Source organism: Nitrospirillum iridis, from assembly GCF_014205765.1.
Lineage (GTDB): Bacteria > Pseudomonadota > Alphaproteobacteria > Azospirillales > Azospirillaceae > Nitrospirillum > Nitrospirillum iridis.
In genome coordinates this window covers 194814-216686 of record NZ_JACIIZ010000007.1, presented here as the reverse complement: position 1 = coordinate 216686, position 21873 = coordinate 194814, and the positions used below count along the sequence as shown (strand labels likewise).

At 69.8% G+C, this 21873-nt stretch carries 16 protein-coding genes; 8 read left to right on the top strand and 8 right to left on the bottom strand.

Annotated elements, in window-relative coordinates:
• Positions 1-246: 246 nt before the first annotated feature.
• Together glyS and FHS74_RS14200 are read right to left on the bottom strand one after the other, a co-directional pair.
• Positions 247-2337 carry a glycine--tRNA ligase subunit beta gene (gene glyS, locus FHS74_RS14205; RefSeq protein WP_184801588.1) on the bottom strand — a complete coding sequence of 697 codons (2091 nt, stop codon included), beginning with the start codon at positions 2335-2337 and terminating at the stop codon, positions 247-249.
• 3 nt (positions 2338-2340) lie between these two features.
• A complete protein-coding gene (locus FHS74_RS14200; protein WP_184801586.1) occupies positions 2341-3255 on the bottom strand; it encodes a glycine--tRNA ligase subunit alpha in 915 nt (304 codons plus the stop codon).
• Between the two features lie 308 nt (positions 3256-3563).
• On the opposite strand from FHS74_RS14200, the gene FHS74_RS14195 reads away from it, so the two are divergent.
• The 4 genes from FHS74_RS14195 to adhP all read left to right on the top strand — a co-directional run bounded on the left by FHS74_RS14195 (position 3564) and on the right by adhP (position 7735).
• Positions 3564-5252: a bifunctional aminoglycoside phosphotransferase/ATP-binding protein gene (locus FHS74_RS14195; protein ID WP_184801584.1), complete on the top strand. Its 1689-nt coding sequence runs from the start codon at positions 3564-3566 to the stop codon at positions 5250-5252.
• Positions 5253-5258: 6 nt separating this feature from the next.
• Positions 5259-6209 carry a DnaJ C-terminal domain-containing protein gene (locus FHS74_RS14190; RefSeq protein WP_184801582.1) on the top strand — a complete coding sequence of 317 codons (951 nt, stop codon included), beginning with the start codon at positions 5259-5261 and terminating at the stop codon, positions 6207-6209.
• 4 nt (positions 6210-6213) lie between these two features.
• Positions 6214-6573, top strand: a complete 360-nt coding sequence (locus tag FHS74_RS14185; RefSeq protein ID WP_184801580.1) for a chaperone modulator CbpM — start codon at positions 6214-6216, stop codon at positions 6571-6573.
• Positions 6574-6700: 127 nt separating this feature from the next.
• Positions 6701-7735, top strand: a complete 1035-nt coding sequence (gene adhP, locus FHS74_RS14180; protein WP_184801578.1) for an alcohol dehydrogenase AdhP — start codon at positions 6701-6703, stop codon at positions 7733-7735.
• A gap of 129 nt (positions 7736-7864) precedes the next feature.
• Here adhP and FHS74_RS14175 read toward each other — a convergent pair whose 3' ends face one another.
• Positions 7865-8302, bottom strand: coding sequence for a hypothetical protein (locus FHS74_RS14175; protein WP_184801576.1), 438 nt, complete (start codon positions 8300-8302; stop codon positions 7865-7867).
• A gap of 351 nt (positions 8303-8653) precedes the next feature.
• Here FHS74_RS14175 and FHS74_RS14170 point away from each other — a divergent pair, with 351 nt between their 5' ends.
• Complete coding sequence (locus tag FHS74_RS14170; protein ID WP_184801574.1) at positions 8654-9517, top strand: carbonic anhydrase family protein; 864 nt, start codon at positions 8654-8656, stop codon at positions 9515-9517.
• 135 nt (positions 9518-9652) lie between these two features.
• Here the strand turns inward: FHS74_RS14170 and FHS74_RS14165 are convergent, their stop codons facing one another.
• From FHS74_RS14165 to FHS74_RS14155, 3 genes are all read right to left on the bottom strand, one after another.
• Entirely contained in the window at positions 9653-9907 is a 255-nt protein-coding gene (locus tag FHS74_RS14165; protein ID WP_184801572.1) for a hypothetical protein, read from the bottom strand.
• Positions 9908-10053: 146 nt separating this feature from the next.
• Positions 10054-11517, bottom strand: coding sequence for a class I SAM-dependent methyltransferase (locus FHS74_RS14160; RefSeq protein WP_184801570.1), 1464 nt, complete (start codon positions 11515-11517; stop codon positions 10054-10056).
• Positions 11518-11634: 117 nt separating this feature from the next.
• On the bottom strand, positions 11635-12540 hold the full coding sequence (locus FHS74_RS14155; protein ID WP_184801568.1) for a glycosyltransferase family protein: 906 nt from the start codon (positions 12538-12540) through the stop codon (positions 11635-11637).
• 330 nt (positions 12541-12870) lie between these two features.
• Between FHS74_RS14155 and FHS74_RS31165 the strand changes: the two genes are divergently transcribed.
• Positions 12871-14820, top strand: a complete 1950-nt coding sequence (locus FHS74_RS31165; RefSeq protein WP_184801566.1) for a glycosyltransferase — start codon at positions 12871-12873, stop codon at positions 14818-14820.
• Positions 14821-14848: 28 nt separating this feature from the next.
• Here FHS74_RS31165 and FHS74_RS14145 read toward each other — a convergent pair whose 3' ends face one another.
• On the bottom strand, positions 14849-18340 hold the full coding sequence (locus FHS74_RS14145) for a ligand-binding sensor domain-containing diguanylate cyclase (protein WP_246463129.1): 3492 nt from the start codon (positions 18338-18340) through the stop codon (positions 14849-14851).
• A 423-nt stretch (positions 18341-18763) separates the two neighbouring features.
• Here FHS74_RS14145 and FHS74_RS14140 point away from each other — a divergent pair, with 423 nt between their 5' ends.
• Both FHS74_RS14140 and FHS74_RS14135 read left to right on the top strand, forming a co-directional pair.
• Positions 18764-19678, top strand: a complete 915-nt coding sequence (locus tag FHS74_RS14140; RefSeq protein WP_184801562.1) for a hypothetical protein — start codon at positions 18764-18766, stop codon at positions 19676-19678.
• Between the two features lie 162 nt (positions 19679-19840).
• Positions 19841-20488, top strand: a complete 648-nt coding sequence (locus FHS74_RS14135) for a D-sedoheptulose-7-phosphate isomerase (protein ID WP_246463128.1) — start codon at positions 19841-19843, stop codon at positions 20486-20488.
• Between the two features lie 17 nt (positions 20489-20505).
• Here the strand turns inward: FHS74_RS14135 and FHS74_RS14130 are convergent, their stop codons facing one another.
• A complete protein-coding gene (locus FHS74_RS14130) occupies positions 20506-21747 on the bottom strand; it encodes an MFS transporter (protein WP_184801558.1) in 1242 nt (413 codons plus the stop codon).
• Positions 21748-21873: the final 126 nt, after the last annotated feature.

Here is a 21873-nt window from a genome sequence, read left to right as displayed (position 1 = left end):
GCGTTCGCGCCGGCGGCTGCCTGATGTTGTTGAGGGCCGCCACCCGCGCCAGTTTCCCCGAAGTTCTGCTGCACTTGTGTTTTTTTCGGATACCGGCCCAGGGCCGATCCCGTTTTGTCACGCCTACCAATATCAAAGCCTTGCAAACAATCCTGGCCAGCGGAAGGGCCAAGATTGTGACCGCCCGATGCGGTGGGCGCGGGCGGCCCTTACGAAAACGGGGGCCGGTTTCCCGGCCCCCGCGACTCACCCCTCGATGACCGAGAAATCCGCCACATGGTTCAGCGTGCGACGGATACCGGCCAGCAGACGCAGCCGGTTGGCCCGCAGGGCCGGATCGTCCGCGTTCACCGTCACCTTGTCGAAGAAGGCGTCCACCGGCCCGCGCAAGGTGGCCAGGGCCGCCATGGTGCCGACGTAGTCCTCGGCGGCCAGCGCCGGTTCCGAGGCGCCCCGCGCGTCGGCCAGCGCCGCCGCCAGGGCCTTTTCCTCATCCAGCCGCAACAGGTCGGCGTCCGGCAGCCCGTCATGGGCATGGCCGTCCTTCTTCTCCTCGATGCGCAGAATGTTGGCGGCCCGGCGGAAGGCGGCCAGCAGGTTGGCGCCGTCGTCGGTGCCGACGAAGCCGGCCAGCGCGTCCACCCGGGCCAGCAGGCGGACCAGGTCGCCCTCGGCCCGACCCGCCAGGGCGGCGGCGATCAGGTCATGGCGCACACCCTTCTCGCGCAGCGCCACCACCAGGCGATCGGCGAAGAAGGCCAGCAGCTCGCCATCCAGGGCGGCGTTGTCCAGGCCGAGCTGGCCACGGGCCGCCAGGAACAGGTCGCCCAGGTCCAGGCGCAGGCCGTTTTCCACCACCAGGCGGATGACACCCAGGGCCGCACGGCGCAAGGCGTAGGGATCGCGGGAGCCGGTGGGCTTCTCATCAATGCCGAAGAAGGCCACCAGCGTGTCGATCTTGTCGGCCAGCGCCACGGCCACCGACACGGGTGCCGTGGGGCAGCTGTCGCCCGGCCCCAGGGGCTTGTAATGGTCGGCGATGGCCTCGGCCACGGCGGCGCTTTCGCCCTGCTCATAGGCGATGTAGCGGCCGACGACGCCCTGCACCTCGGGAAACTCGCCAACCAGGCCGGTGACCAGATCGGCCTTGGCCAGGCGCGCGGCGCGGCGGGTGGCATCCCCGTCGGCACCGATGGCCTGGGCGATCACCACCGCCAGGCCTTCCACCCGGTGGACCTTGGCCGCCGTGGTGCCCAGCTTGGCATGGAAGGTGATCTCGGCCAGCTTCCTGGCCTGGTCTTCCAGCGGCACCTTGCGGTCCAGGTCCCAGAAGAACTTGGCGTCCGACAGGCGGGCGCGCAGCACGCGCTCGTTCCCCGCCACCACGGCCTTGCCGCCATCCTCATTGGTGCGGTTGGCCATCAGGACGAAGCGGGGCGCCAGCTTGCCGTCCGCCGTTTCCAGGGCGAAGTAGCGCTGGTGCGTACGCATGGAGGTGGTGAGCACCTCGGCCGGCACGTCCATGAAGGCCTGGTCGATGGTGCCGATCAGACCCACCGGCCATTCCACCAGGCCGGCCACTTCCTCCAGCAGGCCGGGATCGTCGCGCAGGGCCAGGCCCTCGGCGGCGGCGAGCGCGTTGGCCTGCTCCAGGATGCGGGCCTTGCGCGCCTCGCGATCCAGCACGACGAAGGCGCCGGCCAGCCTTTCCTGGTAATCGGCGAAGTCGCGGATGGTCAGCACGCCGGGCGCCAGGAAGCGGTGGCCGCGCGTGGTGTCGCCATATTCTATAATTTGCGAGTTCGCATTCGATGCGGTAGTTCCGAGCGTTAGATTGCCAGGCACTACATTTTCTTTAAACAACACTAAAATTGACTGAAGTGGCCGCACCCAACGAAAAACACTATTCCCCCATTTCATTGATTTGGGCCAGGGGAAATTCCAAAGAACGGTATTCAGAATTGTTTGCACAAATTCTATTGTGGCTCTGCCAGGCTGCTCGTAGATCGCGAACCAAAAGACACCTTTCCCGGTGTCTATTTGGTGACATTGATCCAGACTGGTCAAAGCAGCCCCTCGTAGAAATCCCTCTATCGCTGCGTCAGGAGCACCGACTCGAGGGCCTTTCTTCTCAGTCCGTAGCGGTGGGCTAGACTCTGGAAGCCCTTGCACAACGAGAGTAAGACGCCGGGGGGTGCTGAATGCTCGCGCGACCTCAAAGGTAAGGCCGGCTTGAAGCAATGGCTCCGTGACCAGACGCTTAAGCTCTTCGGCCGCGCGCACCTGCATGCGGGCGGGGATTTCTTCGGAAAACAGCTCGATCAGCAGCTCGGCCATGGTTCAGGCCCCCTTACCGGACACGGTCCCAGGAAGGGTCCAGTCCACTTTCTTATCGCCGGCCACCCAGGCCTCGCAGCAGGCCTTGGCCAGGTTGCGCACCCGCAGGATGTAGCTCTGCCGCTCTAGAACGGAGATCGCACCCCGAGCGTCCAGCAGGTTGAAATTGTGCGAAGCCTTGATGCACCACTCATATGCGGGCCACGCGAGATTCTTCGATATAAGTATTTCGCACTGCTCCACCGCATCGTCGAAATACTTCTTGAGCAAATCGATGTCAGCGTATTCGAAGTTATAGGCGCTCTGTTCCCGCTCATTGCGATGATAGACGTCGCCGTACTTCACGCCCTGGCCGTTGAAGTCCAGGTCGTACACGTTCTCGACGTTCTGGATGTACATGGCCAGGCGTTCCAGGCCGTAGGTCAGCTCCGCCGCCACGACCTCGCATTCGATGCCGCCCACCTGCTGGAAGTAGGTGAACTGCGTCACCTCCATGCCGTCGCACCACACTTCCCAGCCCAGGCCCCAGGCGCCCAGGGTGGGGCTTTCCCAATCGTCCTCGACGAAGCGGATGTCGTGCTGCGCCGGGTCGATGCCCACGCGCCGCAGGCTTTCCAGGTAGATCTCCTGCACGTCCGCCGGCGAGGGCTTCAGGATCACCTGGTACTGGTGGTGCTGGTGCAGGCGGTTGGGGTTCTCGCCATAGCGGCCGTCCTTGGGGCGGCGCGACGGCTGCACGAAGGCGGCCTTCCACGGCGTGGCGCCCAGCGCGCGCAAGGTGGTGGACGGGTGGAAGGTACCGGCCCCCATCTCCATGTCATAGGGCTGGAGGATCAGGGCCCCCTGCTCCGACCAGAACTGGTGGAGCGTCAGGATTAATCCCTGGAAACTGAGCTTCGCCGCGCCTGAGGCCGCCATTGCCTGACCGTCTTCACCACTGGAAGGGCGGAAAAGGAGCGTCATGGGGTCGTGAAACCCGTCCTCCCCGGCCCTTTGTTGCGTTGCGGCGCACCTTACAAGGCGGGGGAACACCAAATCAAGGCACCGACCGGCGCGTTTCCCGCATGCGCGCCCCCTTTTGGCGCGGGTGTGGCACGCATGTTCCGGCCACCACCCCGGACTTGATCCCGCTCAAGGCGGGGAGGCGACGGCGGCGCTACTGTTTTGCAACGACGGCCCCCGGCCAATGATTCCGGTGCCAGCCCTCAGGCGAAAGAAGCCCAGCCATGGATGACCAGACCGAGACCCTTGCCTTCCTGGCCTATCCGGAGGCCTTCGGCGCCCGGGGACGGGTGGAGCGCATCGACACCCACATCTCCCATGTCTTCCTGGCCGGCGACCGCGCCTACAAGTTGAAGCGGGCCGTGCGCTATTCCTATCTGGACTATTCCACGGTGGAGCGGCGGCGGCATTTCTGCCTGGCCGAGCTGTCGGTCAACCGCCGCTTCGCCCCGCATCTGTACCTGGGCCTGCGCCCCGTCCTGCGCGTTGACGGGCACCTGCTGCTGGGACCGGAATGGCCGGCGGGGGAGGAGGAGCCGTCCCTGCCCGGGGCCGAAGTGGTCGACTGGCTGCTGGTCATGCGCCGTTTCGACCAGGACGCCCTGCTGGACCGCATGGCGACGCAAGGGCGGCTGACGCCCCAGCTGATGCTGGATCTGGCCGACCGGCTGGCCCGGCTGCACCGGGCCCAGCCGGCGCGCAACGACGGCGGCGGGGCGGCGGGCCTAGAGCAGGCCATCGCCATCACCCGCGCCAACCTCAAGCCGGGCGACGCCTTCTCGGCATCCGACATCCGCGCCTGGAACACGCGAATCCAGACGGCGCTGGCGGTGCAGGCGCCCCTGCTGGACCTGCGGCGGGACGCGGGCCGGGTGCGCGACTGCCATGGCGATCTGCACCTGGGCAACGTCTGTCTGGTCGACGGCACGCCCACCCCCTTCGACGCCATCGAGTTCGACCCGGACCTGGCGCGCACCGACGTGCTGTACGACCTGGCCTTCCTGCTGATGGATCTGTGTTTCCGCGACCGGGGGGATCTGGCCAGCCTGGTGCTGAACCGCTATCTGGACCTGACCGGGGAGGACATGCCCGGCCGCGAGGGCCTGGCGGTGGGCGGCCTGCCGGCCCTGCCCCTGTTCCTCTCGGTGCGGGCGGCGGTGCGGGCCCAGGTGACGGCCGCGGCGTCCCGGCGGCAGACCACCCCCACCCAGAAGACCGCCGGTGCGGTGGAGGCCGACCGCTATCTGCAACTGGCGCTGGACTTCCTGCGCCGCGACCGTCCGCGCGTCGTCGCGGTGGGCGGCTTCAGTGGCACGGGAAAGTCGACACTGGCCCGCGCGCTGGCCCCCCTGATGGGGGCCGCGCCCGGCGCCCGGGTCCTGCGCAGCGACGTCATCCGCAAGCAGTTGTTCGACCTGGCGCCGGAACAGGCCCTGCCGGCCGACGCCTACACGCCGGCCGTGAGCGCCGCGGTGTACGACCGCCTCCGCCTCCAGGCCGCCACCTGCCTGGCCGCCGGGCGCAGCGTCATCCTGGACGCGGTGTTCGCGCGACCCGAGGAGCGGGCCTTGGCGGCGAATCTGGCCGCCCAGGCCCACGCCCGGTTCACCGGCCTGTGGCTGCGGGCGTCGGAGGAGGTGATGGCCGACCGCGTGCGCCACCGCGCGCAGACCCCGGCCCGCGACGCGTCCGACGCGGATCTCGCCGTCCTGCTTAGCCAAATGCGCCAGGGCGCCGGCGACGTGCGCTGGTCTATCCTGGATGCCGGTCCCACGCCCGAGATGGTGCTGCGGCAAGCGGAGGCCCTGTTGCGCCGCCCGGGGACGGAGGGCGGCCCGTCCCGGCCGGCCGGCCGTTCCGCCCCGGTGGCCGATTTCTTCTTCAGCCCTGGTCCGGCCCCTGGAATGAGGTAAGCCCCGGTGGATCCCTATGCCCTGCTGGGCGTCGCCCGCGACGCCGACGAGAAAACCATCCGCAGCGCCTATCGCACCCTGGCCAAGCGGCATCATCCGGACCTGAACCCCGGCAAGCCGGAGGCCGAGGCCAAGTTCAAGGACATCTCCCTCGCCTACGCCCTGCTGTCCGACCCGGAAAAGCGCGCCCGCTTCGACCGGGGGGAGATCGACGCCACCGGCGCCGAGACCGGGCCGCGCGGCCCGGCCGGCGGCGGCTATTATCGCCAGCATGCCGGCGGGCCCTTCGATGCCGGGCACGGCCGCTATCAGGCCGCTGACGGCGCCGACGGTTTTGGCGGCTTCGACCATGATGACCTGGAAAGCCTGTTGCGCCGGGCGTTTGGCCAGGGAATGGGCGGCCAGGGGGCCGGACCGGGCGGCGGCTTTCCCCTGCGGGGGGCGGACGCCCAGTATTCCCTGGCGGTGGATTTCCTGACGGCGGCCAAGGGCGCCACCCGCCGCCTGACCCTGCCGGACGGACAGGTGCTGGACGTCACCATCCCCGCCGGCATCAAGGACGGCCAGGCGCTGCGCCTGGCGGGCAGGGGCGGGCCGGGGATGAACGGCGGCCCCCGTGGCGACGCCCTGGTGGAGGTGGCGGTGGCGCCCCACCCCCTGTTCCGTCGCGAGGGGGACGACATCGTCATCGAACTGCCCGTCACCCTGAAGGAGGCGGTGCTGGGCGCCAAGGTCAAGGTGCCCACCGTGCACGGCGGCGTCATGCTGACCGTGCCGCCCCGGTCCAACAGCGGCACCCGCCTGCGCCTGAAGGGGCGGGGCATCCGCCAGGGCCACCAGGTGGTGGAGCTGAAGGTGGTGCTGCCCACGGGGGAGGAGCCGGAGCTGGCGGCCTTCCTGGCGGGCTGGACGCCCCGGGATGACACCGACCCCCGCAAGGACCTGGTGGGAGGATGACGCCATGAGCACGCTGACCCTTTTGACGTTCGAGGCGGTGGTGGCCCGCTTTCCCGACCTGGAGCCACAGGAAATCCATGGGTGGGTGGCGCGCGGCTGGGTACGGCCGGATGGCGACCGCGCGCCGGAGCATGCGGCCGACTGGCGCTTCCATCCCGTCGACGTGGCCCGCGTGGGCCTGATTCGCGACATCCGCCACGACATGGGCGTGGCGGAGGACACCCTGCCCCTGGTGCTGTCCCTGATCGATCAGGTGTACGGCCTGCGGACGGCCCTGCGCGGCGTGGCCGGCGTGCTGGACCGCCTGCCGCCGGAGGTGCGCCAGGCGGTGCTGGCGGCGGCGGGCCCGGCGGAGGGCGCCTGATACCGCCGCCCCCCTTGACCTGGGTCATGGTGACCGGCGCCGGCGGGGTGTTTCATGCCGGTCACGGAGGGCCGGCCCACCAGTCAGGCCCCCTTGCCATTCGCCCCTAGATGAAGGTGCCGAGCCCATGTCCCATTCCCTGCCCCGGACCATGAAGGCCGCAGTCGTCCACACCCTGGGCCAGCCGCTGGAAATCCGCGAAATACCGGTGCCCGAGGTCGGACCCGGCCAGATCCTGGTGCGCATCCAGGCCAGCGGCGTCTGCCATACCGACCTGCACGCCGCCGATGGCGACTGGCCGGTGAAGCCGCAGCCGCCCTTCATCCCCGGCCATGAGGGCGTGGGCTATGTCGCCGCCGTCGGCGCCGGCGTCACCACCGTGAAGGAAGGCGACCGGGTGGGCGTGCCCTGGCTTTACACCGCCTGCGGCCATTGCGAGCATTGCCTGACGGGGTGGGAGACGCTGTGCACCGCCCAGCAGAACACCGGCTATTCCGTCAACGGCGGCTATGCCGAATACGTCCTGGCCGATCCCAACTTCGTCGGCCGCCTGCCCGACAATGTCGGGTTCGAGGAGATCGCCCCCATCCTGTGCGCCGGCGTCACCGTCTATAAGGGCCTGAAGGAGACGGAGGCCCGGCCCGGCCAATGGGTCGCCATCTCCGGCATCGGCGGGCTGGGCCACGTGGCGGTGCAGTACGCCAAGGCCATGGGACTGCACGTGGCCGCCATCGACGTGGCGGACGACAAGCTGGACCTGGCGCGGCGCCTGGGCGCCGACCTGACGGTCAACGCCCTGAAGGAGGACCCGGCCAAGCGCCTGCACAGCGACATCGGCGGCGCCCATGGCGTGCTGGTGACGGCCGTGTCCCGCCCCGCCTTCGCCCAGGCTGTGGGCATGAGCCGCCGCCACGGCACGGTGGCCCTGATCGGCCTGCCGCCCGGCGAATTCGGCCTGCCCATCTTCGACGTGGTGCTGAACCGCATCACCGTGCGCGGCAGCATCGTCGGCACCCGCGCCGACCTGGCCGAGGCCCTGGCCTTCGCCGGCGAGGGCAAGGTGACGGCGCAGGTGGAGGTCCAGCCCCTGGACGCCATCAACAGCGTCCTGGACCGCCTGCGCGCCGGCACGATCAACGGCCGGGTGGTGGTGACGGTTTAACCGGGGCCACACCCGCGCGGGAGGGGACGGGGCGGCGGCGGACCTACCGGCGCCCATCCCGCCCGCGCGGGCGTCCTTTCCGGCACGTCGCGGGATGGGCGCTGGTACGGCCGGGGATCCCGCCCAGGCTCAGCCGCCCGGCAGGGCCTGGGTCACCTCCGCCGCCTCGCTGGTATCGCCGTGCACCTCGTCACGGATGACCCGGGTGGTCACCTCGTTCAGATACTGCGTCAGGGCCTTGTTCAACTCCTGGAACTCCGGCCACAGCACCTGGTCGACGAATCCCTTCGGCACCCGCAGCATCACCGTCGTCAGGCGTTGCCGGTACAGCCGGTAGGGCGTCAGCCCATAGCGCCGGCACAGCGCGAGAAACAGCCGGCGGGACCATTGATCGGGCAGCGAGAATTGCATCTCGATCGGCGTGTCGCGCCGTTCCAGCTCCGCGAGCCGCGCCCGGACCCGCTCCAGCGCCGCCTCTGCCGCGATCCTCTCCCCGATCGTTCCCGCCCCGGCGAACAAGGCCTCGATTTTCCGAAGCTTCTCCCGAAGCTGCGCCTCACCCGACACGTGTCGCTCTCCAACCGTTCCGTTCGAACCAAGACCAACACATCGACTCGCGCGACGTCAACGGACACAGGCCCCATCCGCAGGGCAATCGGGTGAAGCAACGCGTGATAAGTCGGTTCTGATCCGAATGACCGGGGCCACCTCTGGTGCCAGAGCGGCTGGCCGAGACTTTTTCATCTATGGGATGGCCTGTTGGCCGGTGGCGTCGGTCACCTTTGGCATCCTGAGCGACAACCCGCTGGACCCGCGCGGCGTGACCTTCGCCGGAACGCCGCCGCGCGCACCCGCATAACGGGATTGTTTGTCAAAATCGACAATCTTTAATTTCATAAGTGGCGAAAAGCGCCAAGGGTGGTACTGTGGGTTAATTTTCCCTCTTTGGTTGTTTTTTTATCAGCCAATGCTCAATCCGAAAGGGAGGACCCCATGCCCTATGCGAAATGGACGGTCGCGCGTGCGTCGGCGCTGATCGTGTTGCTGACCGGCCTAGGCGGCACGGCCGCTTGCTCTGTCGGGCCGGGCCACGCCCCGCCAACCGACAACGGCCGAGGTGCCAGCGGCACCTATGGCCAAACCGGAACCGAAACCCCGTTATGCTCGACTGGCGATCAACAATCCCCGGTGGACCTGACCACCGCCATACCGGCCCAGCCCGGACCAATCCGCTACACCTACGGCGCCGGGGCCTTCACGGTGGTCAACGACGGACATACCATCCAGGCCGACGCCGCCCCCGGCCAGTCCATCACTGTGGGCCAGACCCGCTATGCCCTTCGCCAGTTCCACTTCCACCATCCCGCCGAACACACCATCAATGGCCAGCGAATGGCTGCGGAACTGCACGAGGTTTTCCAAAACACAACGACCGGCAAGGATGATTACGTCGTGATCGGCGTGTTGATCACCCCGGGCCAGGCAAATCCGACCCTGGAAACCGTGCTGCGGGCGGCGCCGACCCAACCCGGAGGGCAGCCGGGGATGATCACTCTTGATCCCTTCCTGTTCCTAAGCTCCACCAACGCTTATTTCCAGTATGAAGGCTCGCTGACCACCTCCCCCTGCACCCAGAACGTGCATTGGGTGGTCCTCCAGGTTCCCATGCGCGCGTCACAGGATCAGATCGACCGCCTCGGCGTCCTGTTCCCCCCAAACGCCCGGCCGCTGCAACCGCTGAATCGGCGCTATATCCTGGGCACACCATCCATTTTGAACTAGGGACACGCTCTGTCCAATGCGTTGCGGTCCATCCGTTAACACGCTGGGTTCATCCCATGCGCACCGAATGCGGGGCGGTCCTTCGGGGCCGCCCCCTTCGTTTTGGGCTTCCGTTCAACGGTCAGGGCGAAGCGGTCAGCGCCGCTGCGGGCACTCGGGCTTGCCGCAGGGGGTGGAGGCGCGGGCGACGTAAGCGCCACAGACGGCGCAGGCCCGCAAATCCTCGGCCACCGGTTCGGGCGCGCGGGGGGCCGGGCCGGGCTGGCGCCTGACGGAGGGGCTGGGCGAGGGTCCCGTGGCCATGCGGCGGCGCTGGGCGGCCGCCCCCCACTGATAGGCTTTCCACACCAGGACGATCAGCCCGATCAGGACCACCAGCTTCGCCAACATCAGGCGGCCCGCGAAACTGGCGAGGAAAGGCGGCGGGGACGGAGGGTCATGGGGGCGTCGTCTGGTGAGGCTGAGGGCGGCGGCGGAGCTTAAGCCCGCTGGGGCCGGGCGTCAAAGCGGCTGATCACACCACACCCCATCCCCCGTCACACCACGCCGAGGCGCGCCAGGCGGGACAGGGCGTCGGTGGGCATGACGACCTCCCCCGCCCAATGGGCGGCCAGCGCCCGCATCTCCTCCACCGAGGCCAGGATGCCGCCGCCGGTGACGGCGGAGGCCAGGCGTTCCGGCAACCGGGTGTCGGTGTCGGGGCTGGCGGCGGTCACCAGGCTGTCGGCCAGCAGGGCCTGGTTCAGGCGGCGCACGCCGGGCAGGGCCGCCTGGATCTGGGCGTCGGCCAGGCAGGGCGCCAGCACGTCACCCGCCACCAGGATGGCGATGGCGCGCAGCAGGTGGCCGGCGCTGTCCGGCCCCCAGTCCGCCAGGGTGCGGGCCAGATGTTCCACCAAATCGGCCAGGGTGGCGGGACCGCCGGCCAGCAGCGCCAGCACGGGGTGGAACAGGCGGGAGATTTCCGGATCCGGGGCGCCCAGGGGCAGGGTGAATTCCGGCAGCGCCGCCCCGGGCTCCCCCAACGCCACCAGGCGCAGGGCACCCAGCCGGGCCACCCGCTGGCGCGCGTCCAGGGTCAACGGCCCACGGACGAAGATGTCGCGGCGCAGCGGCTGGTTGGTGATGTAGTCCTTCACCGTTTCGGCCAGGGCCCGGGTAGGGGCGGATGCCGCCATCTCCTGCTGCGACCAGGTCATCATCAGGTCGGGGAAATTTTCCACCCAGGCGGCACTGCCGGCATAGCTGAGCTTGGCGGCGGCCAAATCCTCCGCCACCTGGGCGTGGTAGGCCGGGCGCCAGCCGCTGTGCATGTATTCATGCACCAGATAGGGGGCCGTGGCACCGCGCAGCCGGTCAGCCCGGGCGCTGGCGGCGGCGTTGCCGCTGAAATAGCCCGCCGCCTGGTTCAGCAGATGCAGCAACAGGTCGCGCGCCTGGTCACCGGCGGCGGCCTTCGGCCCGGGCAGCGCCTGGCCGTAGGCGTTCAGCAGGTACTGCACCGGCATGGCCGCCGCCCACCCCGGCAGGCAGTTATAGCTGAGATAGGCGGCCCCGCCCGGTTTCAGCCGCCGGCTGATCAGGCGGGCGATGTGGCCCCGGCTCTCCTCCCCCACCCAGGTGTAGACGCCGTGCAGGGCGACGTAATCCACCGGCGGCAGCAGGCCGGCGGCATCCTCCGCCAGGTCGGCGAAGTCGGCCTCCATCAGCCGGATGTTGGCAAGGCCGGCGGCGCGCGCCAGGCGCTGGGCGCCATGGATGTGGGTGGGGTTGAAATCGACGGCGATGACCGTCATGTCCGGCCGGGCGGCCGCCAACGCCAGGGCCGACAGCCCGTGGCCACAGCCCAGTTCCAGCCAGACGGCGCCATCGCCGCCTTGCGGGGGCGCCACGCCGGCCAGCGCCAGGGCGGTGTCCAGCCACAGGGGTGACAACTCGCGGTACCAGCCCCGGGTGTAGTCGATGTCGGAGGCGTAGCCCCGGGTCCAGTCGGTGGTCATGGGAGCGGCGTCTTTCGCGAACGGCGGCGCGGGCGCCCGACGCGCGGGGCCAGCCCTGGCGACTGATAATGCGCCCGCCCGCCGCCGACAAGCCCGGCTTTGGGGGGGGGATTGGACCTATCGCGGATCCGGCCGCCCCGGCGGCCCCTGCCACACCCCCCGCCATAGTCCGCCGGCGAAGGCCGCCAGCTTGGAAACACGCCCCCGTTCCAGCAGGGCGATCTTGAGCACGGTGGAGACCAGGATGCGCAGGGTCCAGCCCCGCAGGGCCGGCACGGCCGCCCCGTGCAGTCGCCAGGTCCACAGGGCGTTGCGCGCCTGGAACCAGCGGCGGCGGGCGGCGTGGTGGGTCACGGCCACCGCGCGGGTCCCCGCCTGGACATGGGTGACGGCACCCAGGCGGTGGTCGACCAGGGCGTCCCGCACCGCCACCAGGCGGAAGCCCGCCCGCCTGAGGCGCAGCGCGTATTCGATGTCCACCCAGTCGATGAAGAAATCATCGCGCAAGGGCCCGCAGGCGCGGGCGGCGCGGGCGCTGACCAGGCTGCCCGAGGCCGCAGCCAGCAGCAGATCCGGCAGCAGGGGGCCAGCGAAGCCGGCAACCGTCCAGCGGCGGCCGTCGGCGCTGACCACCCAAGGCGAGTCGGGCCCGCCCTCGCGCTCGACATTGCGCGCGGCCAGCAGGCCCGTGTCCGGTGGCGCCAGGGCCAGGGCGGCGGCGAAGGCGGCGCGCAGGCCGGGGCGCGCCAGGCTGTCCTGGTCCAGGAGCAACAGCCAGTCGCCCCCCTCGGCCAGGGCGTGGCCCATCAGGCGGTTCTGGGCCGCCGCCAGGCCGATGTTGGCTGCATCATGCCACAGGACGGCACCCACCTGGGCCACCGCCCGGTCCACCAGGGCATCGACGGCGACGTCCCGACCCCGCTCCTGCTGGAACACATAGACCCGGTCCGCCACCCCGGCGGCGGCGGCCAGGCATGCCACCAGGCCGTCATCCGGCCGGTAGGCCACGACCAGGGCGGCCATGGTTCCGGGGAAGACTGGCGCTGGGAACGGATTGGGATCAATCATGGTTGTCTGATAGCAGCCGGTTCCGGCGTTGGCGACACCCGTTCTGAACCGTTCCCAGGCCGGCCGCATTGCCGCTTGACCCGGCGGGGCACTCTCCCCCATGAATCGGTCAAGAACGACGACGGCCGACCCCGGAGTGGGATGGGGATCGACCGATTTGGGGGAGCGCCGATCAGCGCCGGAACACACCGGTGCGGGATTGGCGCTTTGTTGTTTCTGGGGACCGGGGGCACCCATAGGCCGCCGGGACCGAAGCCGTTTTCCAGGAGACGGGGCAACCGGCACGTGGACAAGAAGAACCCGGACGACCCCCCCGAGCGGGGACCGCATGACGCCGTGGCCGGCCATGAGTTGGAGGGGGCGCCCCTGGGCGCGACCCCTGGCGGCCTTCATGTGCCCGGCACCGCCATCGACGCCGCCATCGACGCCGCCCCGCCGCCGCCGACACGCCCCCTGCGCGGGCCCACGGGCATGGCCCTGGTCCAGGCGTTGAGCCGCATGGCGGCCAGGGGCCAGTTCGCCGACGTCGCCAGCCGCCTGTGGCAGGCCCTGGCGCCGCGGTCCTTCTACCGCGCCTGGACTCTGCGCCGCGACGGCCCCCGCCGCACCGAGGCGGGTGATATTTCCGTGGCCCTGGCCCGCCTGCCCGCACCACCGCGCCTCAGCCTGATCATGCCCGGGCCGGAGAGCAGTGGCCTGAAGCCCGCCGCCTGGGCCGTGGCCGTGCGCCGGACAGTGGACAGCCTGACCCGACAGATTCATGACAATTGGGAGCTGTGGCTGCCCGCCGACGCGCCCACCGATTTCCAGGACCCGCGCGTCAAACGCCGCGGGGCCGGCCTGCCGGCCTTGGCCCAGGTGGAGGGCGACGCGGTGGCGTTGCTGTCCCCCGGCGACCTGCTGCCCCGCCACGCCCTGGCGCTGTGCGTGCTGGCCCTGGCGCAGAACCCGGACACCCAAATCCTCTACACCGATGAGGAATGGACGGACCGGCTGGGCCATCCCCTGCGCCCGGTGCTGAAGCCCGCCTTCGATCCCGACCTGCTGTACGGATCCAGCGGGGTCTATCCCGGCCAGCTGCTGCTCATGCGCACCGCGCTGGCGCGCCGGGCCCTGGCCATCGGCCAGGCGCCGGGCCAGTTGGACCGCTACCGCCTGCTGCTGGAAGCGGCGCATCTGGCCGGACGGTCGCACATCCGCCACATGCCGCGCGTGCTGCTGCGCCGCCGCCGGCCCCTGCCGGTGGGCGGACTGGCCGCCCTGCGGTCCTTCCTGGCCGCCCATCACCCCGGCGCCCTGGCCGAACCGGTGACGGAGACGGACGCCCAGGGGGAAAGCCACACCGCCCGCCGCGTCATATGGCCCCTGCCGGAGCATCCGCCGGTGGTCAGCCTGCTCATGCCCACCCGCGACCGGCTGGATCTGCTGCGCCCCTGCGTCGAGGCCATCCTGGGGGAAACGCGCTACCCCGCCTTTGAACTGGTGGTGATGGACCATGAGACCCGCGACCCTGAGGCGCTGGAGTATCTGGAGGCGCTGCGCGACCGGCCGGGCGCCCGCGTCATTCCCCACCGCGGTCCCTTCAACTTCGCCGACATGATGAACCGCGCCGCCGTCGCCGCCGCGGGCGAGGTGCTGGTGTTCCTGAACAATGACATGGAACCGCAGAACCCCGATTGGCTCCGCGAACTGGTGTCGCAGGCGGTGCGCCCGGACATCGGGGCGGTGGGTGCCAAGGTCCTGTCCACCACCGGCGCGATCATGCACGGCGGCATCGTCCTGGGCCTGGGCAACGGCCCCGGCGCCGCCCGCCTGGCGGGGTCGCGCTTCGCCGGACGGCCGGGTGACACGGTGGGCGATCTGGGTATCGGCCTGTGCGCGCACCGCGTCAGCGCCGTGGCCAGCGCCTGCATGGCCATCCGCCGCAGCTGTTTCGAAGCGGTGGGCGGTTTCGACGCCGACACCTTCCCCATCGCCTTCAACGACGTGGACATCTGCCTGCGCCTGGAACAGGCGGGGTACGCCACGCTGTGGACCCCCCATGCCGTGCTGACGGCGCTAGAGCCCTACGCCTCCGACCGGCGGGAACGGGTGGAGCAGGAGCGCCTGGCCTTCCTGGAACGCTGGGGGTCCGCCATCGGCCATGACCGGGGCTGGAACCCGGGCCTGTCGCTGGACGGGCCGGAGGACTGGCTGGCCCTCCCCGGCCTGGTGCACGGCCCGGTCACACGCTGAGACGATTTGCGCCTTCGCGCGATCCGCTCTACTCCGAAGCCGCACCGGGCATTTCCGCGTCCGGCTCAGGCCCCGCTGCCGGCACCGGACGGTCATACGCCTCGCGCTCATAAGGATCGACCAGGGCGGTATCGCCCAGACCGGCCAGGCGGGCCAGGGGTTCCAGCGGCGGCGCCTCGGCGATGACCGGTATGGGAAGCTCGCCGGCCTCGCCCTCGGCCGAGGGCACGATGGCCCAGCCCATGCGCCCGGCGCGCTCCACCTCGTTGCAGGCCAGCACCGTGCGGTTTCGGCCCCCCTTTTTCGCCTGGTAGAGCGCGCCGTCGGCCCGGGCCAGCAGCGCCTCCAACGTCTCATCGGGGCTGCGCCATTGGGCCACGCCCAGGCTGGCCGTGATCCGGGCCATCTGGCCACCGTAAGCGACCTCCATCTCCGCCAGGCCGGTGCGGATGCGCTCGGCCACCAACTGGGCGCCGGCGATGTCAGTCTCCGGCAGCAGCAGCATGACCTCCTCCCCGCCGAAGCGGGCCAGCAGATCCACGCTACGGCAGGCCTTGCCCGCCACCGCCACCGCGGCGCGCAGCACCTCGTCCCCCATCAGGTGGCCAAAGGTGTCATTGACGCGCTTGAAGTGGTCGAGGTCGAACAGGATGACGGAAAAGCCACGGCCGTAGCGCCGGGAACGATCGCATTCCAACCGCGCCAATTCGAAAAAGCGGCGACGGTTCAGGATGCCGGTCAGGGGATCGGTGCTGGCCAGTTGCTCCAGCTTGGTATTGGCGTTGCGCAAATCGCGGGTACGGGCGGCGACGATGCGGCCCAGCGCCCGTTCACGCCGCATCTGCGCCTCCGTCCGCACCGCCAGCACGCAGGCCAGCACAGCCACTACGCCGAACACCATCAGCAGGCGGAACCAGGCCTGTTCATACCAACGGGGCAGGACCTTGAGGCGAAAGGCGAGTTCCGCCATCGGGGCGATGGCCAGCCCCGCCGCCGTTCGGGACACCTTGGCCGGTCCGGTGGCGAGCGGTTCGGCATCCGGGTCGAACCCGGCCGTCGCCTCCTGCCGGTTGGACAGGATCAGGCCTGGAAGATCGGTCCAGGCGCGCAGGCGGAAGGTGTAATCGCCGTGCGGCAGATTGGTGTAGACGGCCTGGGGCTGGGCGCCCGTGACCTCCACCCAGTCCTCATCGAAACCATCCAGCCGATACGCGTAGCGGGTATCCTGGGGCGCGCGGAAATCCAGCAGCGACAGGGCCAGGCGGATGGTCTTGACCCCCGCCCCCAAGGTGAGCGTTCCCCCCGGCGCCGGCAACCGGCCGGGGGGCAGCGCCCGGTGATTCACGTCCGCCGCGGTGATGGCCAGCACGCCCACGGGGGAAGACGGCCGCAGCGCCGCGGGGCGAACAATGGTCAAGCCGCTCAGGCCGCCAAACAGCACCTCGCCGCCCGGACCCCGCGCCGCCGCCTGGGTGTTGAAGGCGCGCACCAGGACCCCGTCACGCGCGCCGATGACGCGGGGGGGGAAGCCGGGGCCGTTGAATTTGACCAGACTGGAGCCGGCCGTGGCCCAGACGTTGCCCGTACCATCAACCGTCAGCCCCATGACGGCATTGTCGGCCAGCCCATCCATCTCGTCGATCACCCGCGGGGTCACGGTTCCCGCTTTGCCGGCGCGCATGTCGTTCATCTGGGCCGGGGTCAGCACGGCGACGCCGCCGCCAAAGGTGCCGATCCAGAGGTTGCCACCGCCGTCCATGGCCAAGTCGTTGACGACATCATGCGGCAAGGCGCCGATCTTGCCGGCGAGGGGCGTCCGGCGCAGGGTACGGAAACGCAGGCGGGGCAGGTCGGCCAGATCGGCGACGGCCAACCCCCCTATGGTCGCCAGCCAGATCACGCCGGCGCCCGCCGGCTGCACCAGGATCCTGTTCACCTGATTGGCGGGCAGACTTTCCGGATCGGTCGGGTCGTGGGCGAAATGGGTGAGGGTACCGTCGCCGCCGCGCACGTACAGGCCGTCGTAGCCGCCAACCAGCACACGATCGTCCGCCACCGCGAGGGACAATGCCGGCGCATCATCCAATTCCGGAATCCAGGAAGGAACGATATCCATGCTGTCCGGTTCGATGCGGGCCACGCCACGCCCCCCGGCCAGGATGGTGCCATCGGGCAGCGGGGCCAAACTGAACACGTCGCTTCCGCGCTCGGCCCCCGGCAGCTGAAGATGCCGTATCGTGCCGGCGGTGAGGTCGAGCACGTCCACCAGCCCCCGCGCCAGACCCATCCACACCCGATCACGGCCGTCGACGGCCAGCGCGTGGACATCGGGATCGCCAAGACCGACGCCGTCGGGCGGCGCCCGCTGCACCGTCGACACCACCCTCACGCCGGGTTCGACCCGATCCAGCCCATGATGGGTGCCCACCCACAGATTGCCGCCGCGGTCACGCAACAACGCCCGCACCACATCGCCCGCCAGTGAGCTTTCCACCATGTCGGAGTGGGTCAGCGTGGCCAAAACACCGCTGTCACGATCCAGGCTCAGGATACCGGCACCATCCGTGGCAAGCCACAGCGGCCCCTGCGCGCCTTCCGGTTCAAGAACGGCGCGTACGGTATGATGGACCGCCGCGCTGTCAGGCCCGGTCAAGCCCGCGACACCATGAACGGTACCGCTGGCCACATCGATCGCCAGGACGCCGCTTTCCCCGGTGCCGACCCACAGACGGCCCCGGCCATCCTCGTACAGGGTCCATATGTCGTCGGCCAAGGCCTCCGCCGCAGCCGGATCGCCCGCCGGCGCCGCGACGCGGGTGAACGCCGCTTCGCCGGCGGCGCGGCGATACAGTCCTGGATGCCCCCCCAGCCAGAGGGTGCCACGGCTGTCCTCAAAAACGACGAAAAGACGGGGGCTGACACCCATTGCGCCTGAATCGGCGACGGCGCGGACAGAGCCGGTGCCCGGATCGTAATGGTCCAGCCCCAGGTCGGACACGATCCAGGCGCCGCCGTCACGCGCCACAGCCATGGACATGACGCGGCTGGCGGCGGTGCCGCGCAGGATAGGCACCGTGCGGAAGCCGTTGGCCTCGACATCGAAGCGCACCAGTCCGCCGGCGTTGGTGCCCACCAGCAAGCCACCATCCTCGGTGAAGAGCAGGGCCCGCACATAGGCATCTGGCAGCGTGCGGGACAAGCTGTCGGGCGTGCCGCTGGACGGGCCGTCCGCCAGCATGTCGACCGCGCCGCGATAGATCTGGGTACGATAGCCGTCGAAACGCACAAGGCCACCCAGAGTGCCAAACCAGATCAGGCCTTCGCGGGTCTGGGCCAGACTGGTCACCACGTCGCTGGGCAACCGTAACGAACTGGGGAAGTGATTGAATTCCGGCCCGGAAAAGCGGGCCCATGGGTCAGACGCCCCCGACGGGGATGTGGCGGGGGGCCGCCCCCCGTCAGAAGAGGCGGCTAACGCGGGCAAGGGGGCGCAGGCAAGCAGGAACGCGAGCCCCAGCATCCGCATCGCCGCGGCCGCCCTCACCCCCGCCCAGGAGAATCGCCGTCCCATCATGACCGGGGTGCCCAGCCGTCCTTCCGGAATAAAAGCGCCGCCGAGGGCGGCTCAGGTGCATGGTTAACGTCAAATGATTACCAAATCCTCGCCAACGATCCGCCGGCCACTGATTTTCGCCGAGCGACGTCCATACCCGGACCGATTACTGCCCGTAGGCCAGGGCAAAGGCCAGAGGCCGCACACCCGGGGCGCGATGCCAAAAGGTTAGGCGGCCCGAGACGGCGCTGGCTGGCCCCAAGCGTTCCAGCCGGGGCCGATACCCAATGCCGCGTTTCCCAGCCCATGCGCCTGACGCGCCGGGCGGCGCGCTGTGCTAAGCTGTCGCCTGTCGATACCATCTCGACTAACAGCCCAGGCCGCCCAAGCATGTCCAGGGAAACGACCTCCCCGTCGGCCTTCGCCTCGGAAGAGGGCTCCCGGCGCCGTTCCCTAGAGGCGCGGCGCCCGCGGGATGCTGAACAGTCGCGCCGCTACCGGGCCACACGCCAGAAGATCAGCCAGTTGAACGAGGCCGTGCGGACGCTGGGCGCCGATTGCGCCCGGACCCTGGCGACAGAGACGCATAGGGACGAGGCGTACGCGACCTTGCGCCGCCTGGCGCCGCTGTTCAGCGAGGTCCTGTCCTTCGTCGCGGTCATCGGCACCCAGATCGACGCGCTGGAAGAGCCCCGCCGCGCCGAAGCCACCGCCCAGCTGACCCTGCTGGAACGGCATCTGGCCCGGCTGGAACTGGAGACAAGCGCGACGCTGATCGAGCAGGTGGCGGCCTCCACCGCCCCCCGGCCCCTCGGCGCCCGGCATCTGCTGGAACGCTGGCTGGCCGGGACGGAGGGGCTGGAGGAGAAACTGGACGAGGCCGGCGTGGCCAGGTTGGACCGGGCCCGCGCCCTGGCGCAGACGGTGGCAGGCGCCTGCCCGCAACTCCCGGACTTTTCCGCCCTTCAGCCACAGCCCCACGCCGGTGGCCAGCCCAGCGCCCCGCCCCATCCCCCGGCCGGCCGTGCGCCCGCCCCCAGCCCGGAGACCAGCACCGTTCATCTCGTCTTTCGCAGCGGGAATAAGGGGATCCTGATCGATCCTGGTCAGTCCCATCATCTGGCGTCCGAGGTGCGGCGGCTCAAACTACAGGTGGCCATCGCCGCCGCGTTGGACATCACGCCATCCAACGTCGCGCTGGTGCTGACCGGCCGCGACCCCTTCCGCAGCGTGCAGGCCACGGCCCTGGCCGACGTGCTGCGCCGGCATATCGGCGCCGACCGTCTGGTGGTCAGCGGGCCCTGAGACCTCAGGCATTTGGACGGACCCGCTTGTCCGGAAATGACGCGGAGCCGGCCAAGATGCCGTTCAAACGCGGCCAGCCCTCTTTCCCGGGCGGTAATTGCTGAACTCCGCGTCGCGGCCCTGTACCATGGTGCCCGCGCATCACTGGACGGCACGGCACCCTTGTCAGAACTCCCCCCATCGACGCCCAAGTTCCCGACGCGGCCCTATCAAGACTGCGGCACCTATGGCGATGACTACTTCCAGGCCGTGGCCCGGGCGCACGCGTCGGTGGACCGCCAGGCCCTGAATCGCGCGGCCGCGCTGCTGACCGACGCCATCGGGGCCGGCCGCACCCTGTTTTCCTGCGGCAACGGTGGCTCCGCCGCCATCGCCAACCATCTGGTGTGCGATTGCCTGAAAGGCATCCGGACCGACACGACGGTAAAGCCCGTCGTGCACAGCCTGGTCGCGACGATGGAGGTCATCACCGCCATCGCCAACGACATGGCCTATGATCAGGTGTTCGCCTACCAGGTCCAGTCCTACGTCCGTCCCGGCGACGTGCTGATCGCCATCAGTTCATCGGGGAATTCACCCAATATCCTGAACGCCCTGACGGCCGCCCGCGGCCAGGGGGCCCATACCATCGCCCTGACCGGCTTCACCGGCGGCGGCGCCGCCACGCTGGCCGACGTCAATCTGCATGTGGACGCGCACAATTACGGCGTCGTCGAGGATGTGCACCAGTCCATCATGCACCTGCTGGCCCAATTCCTGCGCCTGCGGCACCTGACGGACCCGACACTGGCGGTCAGCCGCCCCTTCTGACGCCTCCGGTCCAGCGGTCAGGCGCCCCGGCGGCGGGCATGCGCCATAATCCAGCAGCCCAGCAGCGTCAGCGCGATGGCCTCGCCGGTGGCCGAAACCGCCAGCCAGCCGCCCAGTTCCCAAGCCAGGCTGGCCACGGCCGACCCGCAGGCGCCGCCCACGAAATAGGTGGTGAGGTACACGGTGGTGACACGCCCGCGGGCGCCATGGTTGCTGGCGTAGATGACGCTCTGGTTGGTGATCTGCAGCCCCTGCACCCCGACATCCAGCAGCAGGATGCCGGCGGTCAGGGCGACCAGAGACCCCAGCAGCAAGGGGGACGTGAGGGCCATGAGCCCCCAGGCGGCAAGGCAGGCGGCGGCGAACAGGCCGGTAGCCAGATGGGCGTGGCCCCTGTCGGCCAGTCGGCCAGCGCGGCTAGCGGCCAGCGCGCCGGCCAAACCCGCCAGCCCGAACAGGCCGATGGTGGCCTGATCGAAACGATAGGGGGCGTCGCTCAGGACGAAGGTCAGGCCCGTCCACAGCACGCTGAAGCCGGCGAAGCCCAGGGCGCCCATCAGCGAGCGCCAGCGCAAGGTGGCGTCGGCGCGGGCCAGCGCCAGTACGGAGGCCATCAGCCGGCCATAGGGAATGCTGGGCCGGGCGGGGTCGGCCGGCAGCGTGCGGGCCAGCAGGACGCCCAGCACGGTCATGACGACGGCGGCGGTGACATAGACGGCCCGCCAGCCGGCATAGTGGGCGATGGCGCCGGCGATGGTGCGGGCCAGCAGGATGCCCAGGATCAGACCGCTCATCACCGTGCCCACGGTGCGCCCACGGCTGTGGTCCGGCGCCAGCGACGCGGCGAAGGGCACCGCCACCTGGGCGGCGCAGGACAGCACCCCCACCCCCAGTGACGCCGCGGCGAAGGTGAGGAAGCCCGGGCTGGCGGCCGCCGCCAGCAGCAGGCAGATGCACAGGCCCAGCAGGGCCAGGATCAGGCGCTTGCGGTCATGGGTGTCACCCAGTGGCACCACCAGTAGCAAACCCAGCGCATAGCCCACCTGGGTCACGGTCACCAGCATACCGGCCCGCCCCATCCCCACCTGGAAACTGGCGGCGATATCGGCCAGCAGCGGCTGGACATAATAGATGTTGGCGACCACGGCGCCGCAGGTGACGGCGAACAGCCAAGTAAGGCCGACGGACAAGTCGTCCGAGGGGCCGCCCGAGGGGCCGCCAGGGAGGCCGCTGGGCGTGCTGGGGGAGGATGCGGACATGGAGACGGCGGACCTGCACAGGAACGTGGCGGAGCGGCCGTCCTCAGTACCGGGTAACGGTTAAATAGGAAACGGTTAGTTGCGAAAACCAGTCCCGTCCCCGCTGGGGGCTTGACGCCGCCCCAA

Excerpts from the sequence above, each read along its gene's own strand:
- adhP (WP_184801578.1), top strand. The coding sequence starts at position 6,701 with ATGTCCCATTCCCTGCCCCGGACCATGAAGGCCGCAGTCGTCCACACC.
- FHS74_RS14200 (WP_184801586.1), bottom strand. The coding sequence starts at position 3,255 with ATGGCGGCCTCAGGCGCGGCGAAGCTCAGTTTCCAGGGATTAATCCTG.
- FHS74_RS14165 (WP_184801572.1), bottom strand. The coding sequence starts at position 9,907 with ATGTTGGCGAAGCTGGTGGTCCTGATCGGGCTGATCGTCCTGGTGTGG.
- glyS (WP_184801588.1), bottom strand. The coding sequence starts at position 2,337 with ATGGCCGAGCTGCTGATCGAGCTGTTTTCCGAAGAAATCCCCGCCCGC.
- FHS74_RS14185 (WP_184801580.1), top strand. The coding sequence starts at position 6,214 with ATGAGCACGCTGACCCTTTTGACGTTCGAGGCGGTGGTGGCCCGCTTT.
- FHS74_RS14130 (WP_184801558.1), bottom strand. The coding sequence starts at position 21,747 with ATGTCCGCATCCTCCCCCAGCACGCCCAGCGGCCTCCCTGGCGGCCCC.
- FHS74_RS14195 (WP_184801584.1), top strand. The coding sequence starts at position 3,564 with ATGGATGACCAGACCGAGACCCTTGCCTTCCTGGCCTATCCGGAGGCC.
- FHS74_RS14145 (WP_246463129.1), bottom strand. The coding sequence starts at position 18,340 with ATGCTGGGGCTCGCGTTCCTGCTTGCCTGCGCCCCCTTGCCCGCGTTA.
- FHS74_RS14140 (WP_184801562.1), top strand. The coding sequence starts at position 18,764 with ATGTCCAGGGAAACGACCTCCCCGTCGGCCTTCGCCTCGGAAGAGGGC.
- FHS74_RS14155 (WP_184801568.1), bottom strand. The coding sequence starts at position 12,540 with ATGGCCGCCCTGGTCGTGGCCTACCGGCCGGATGACGGCCTGGTGGCA.
- FHS74_RS14160 (WP_184801570.1), bottom strand. The coding sequence starts at position 11,517 with ATGACCACCGACTGGACCCGGGGCTACGCCTCCGACATCGACTACACC.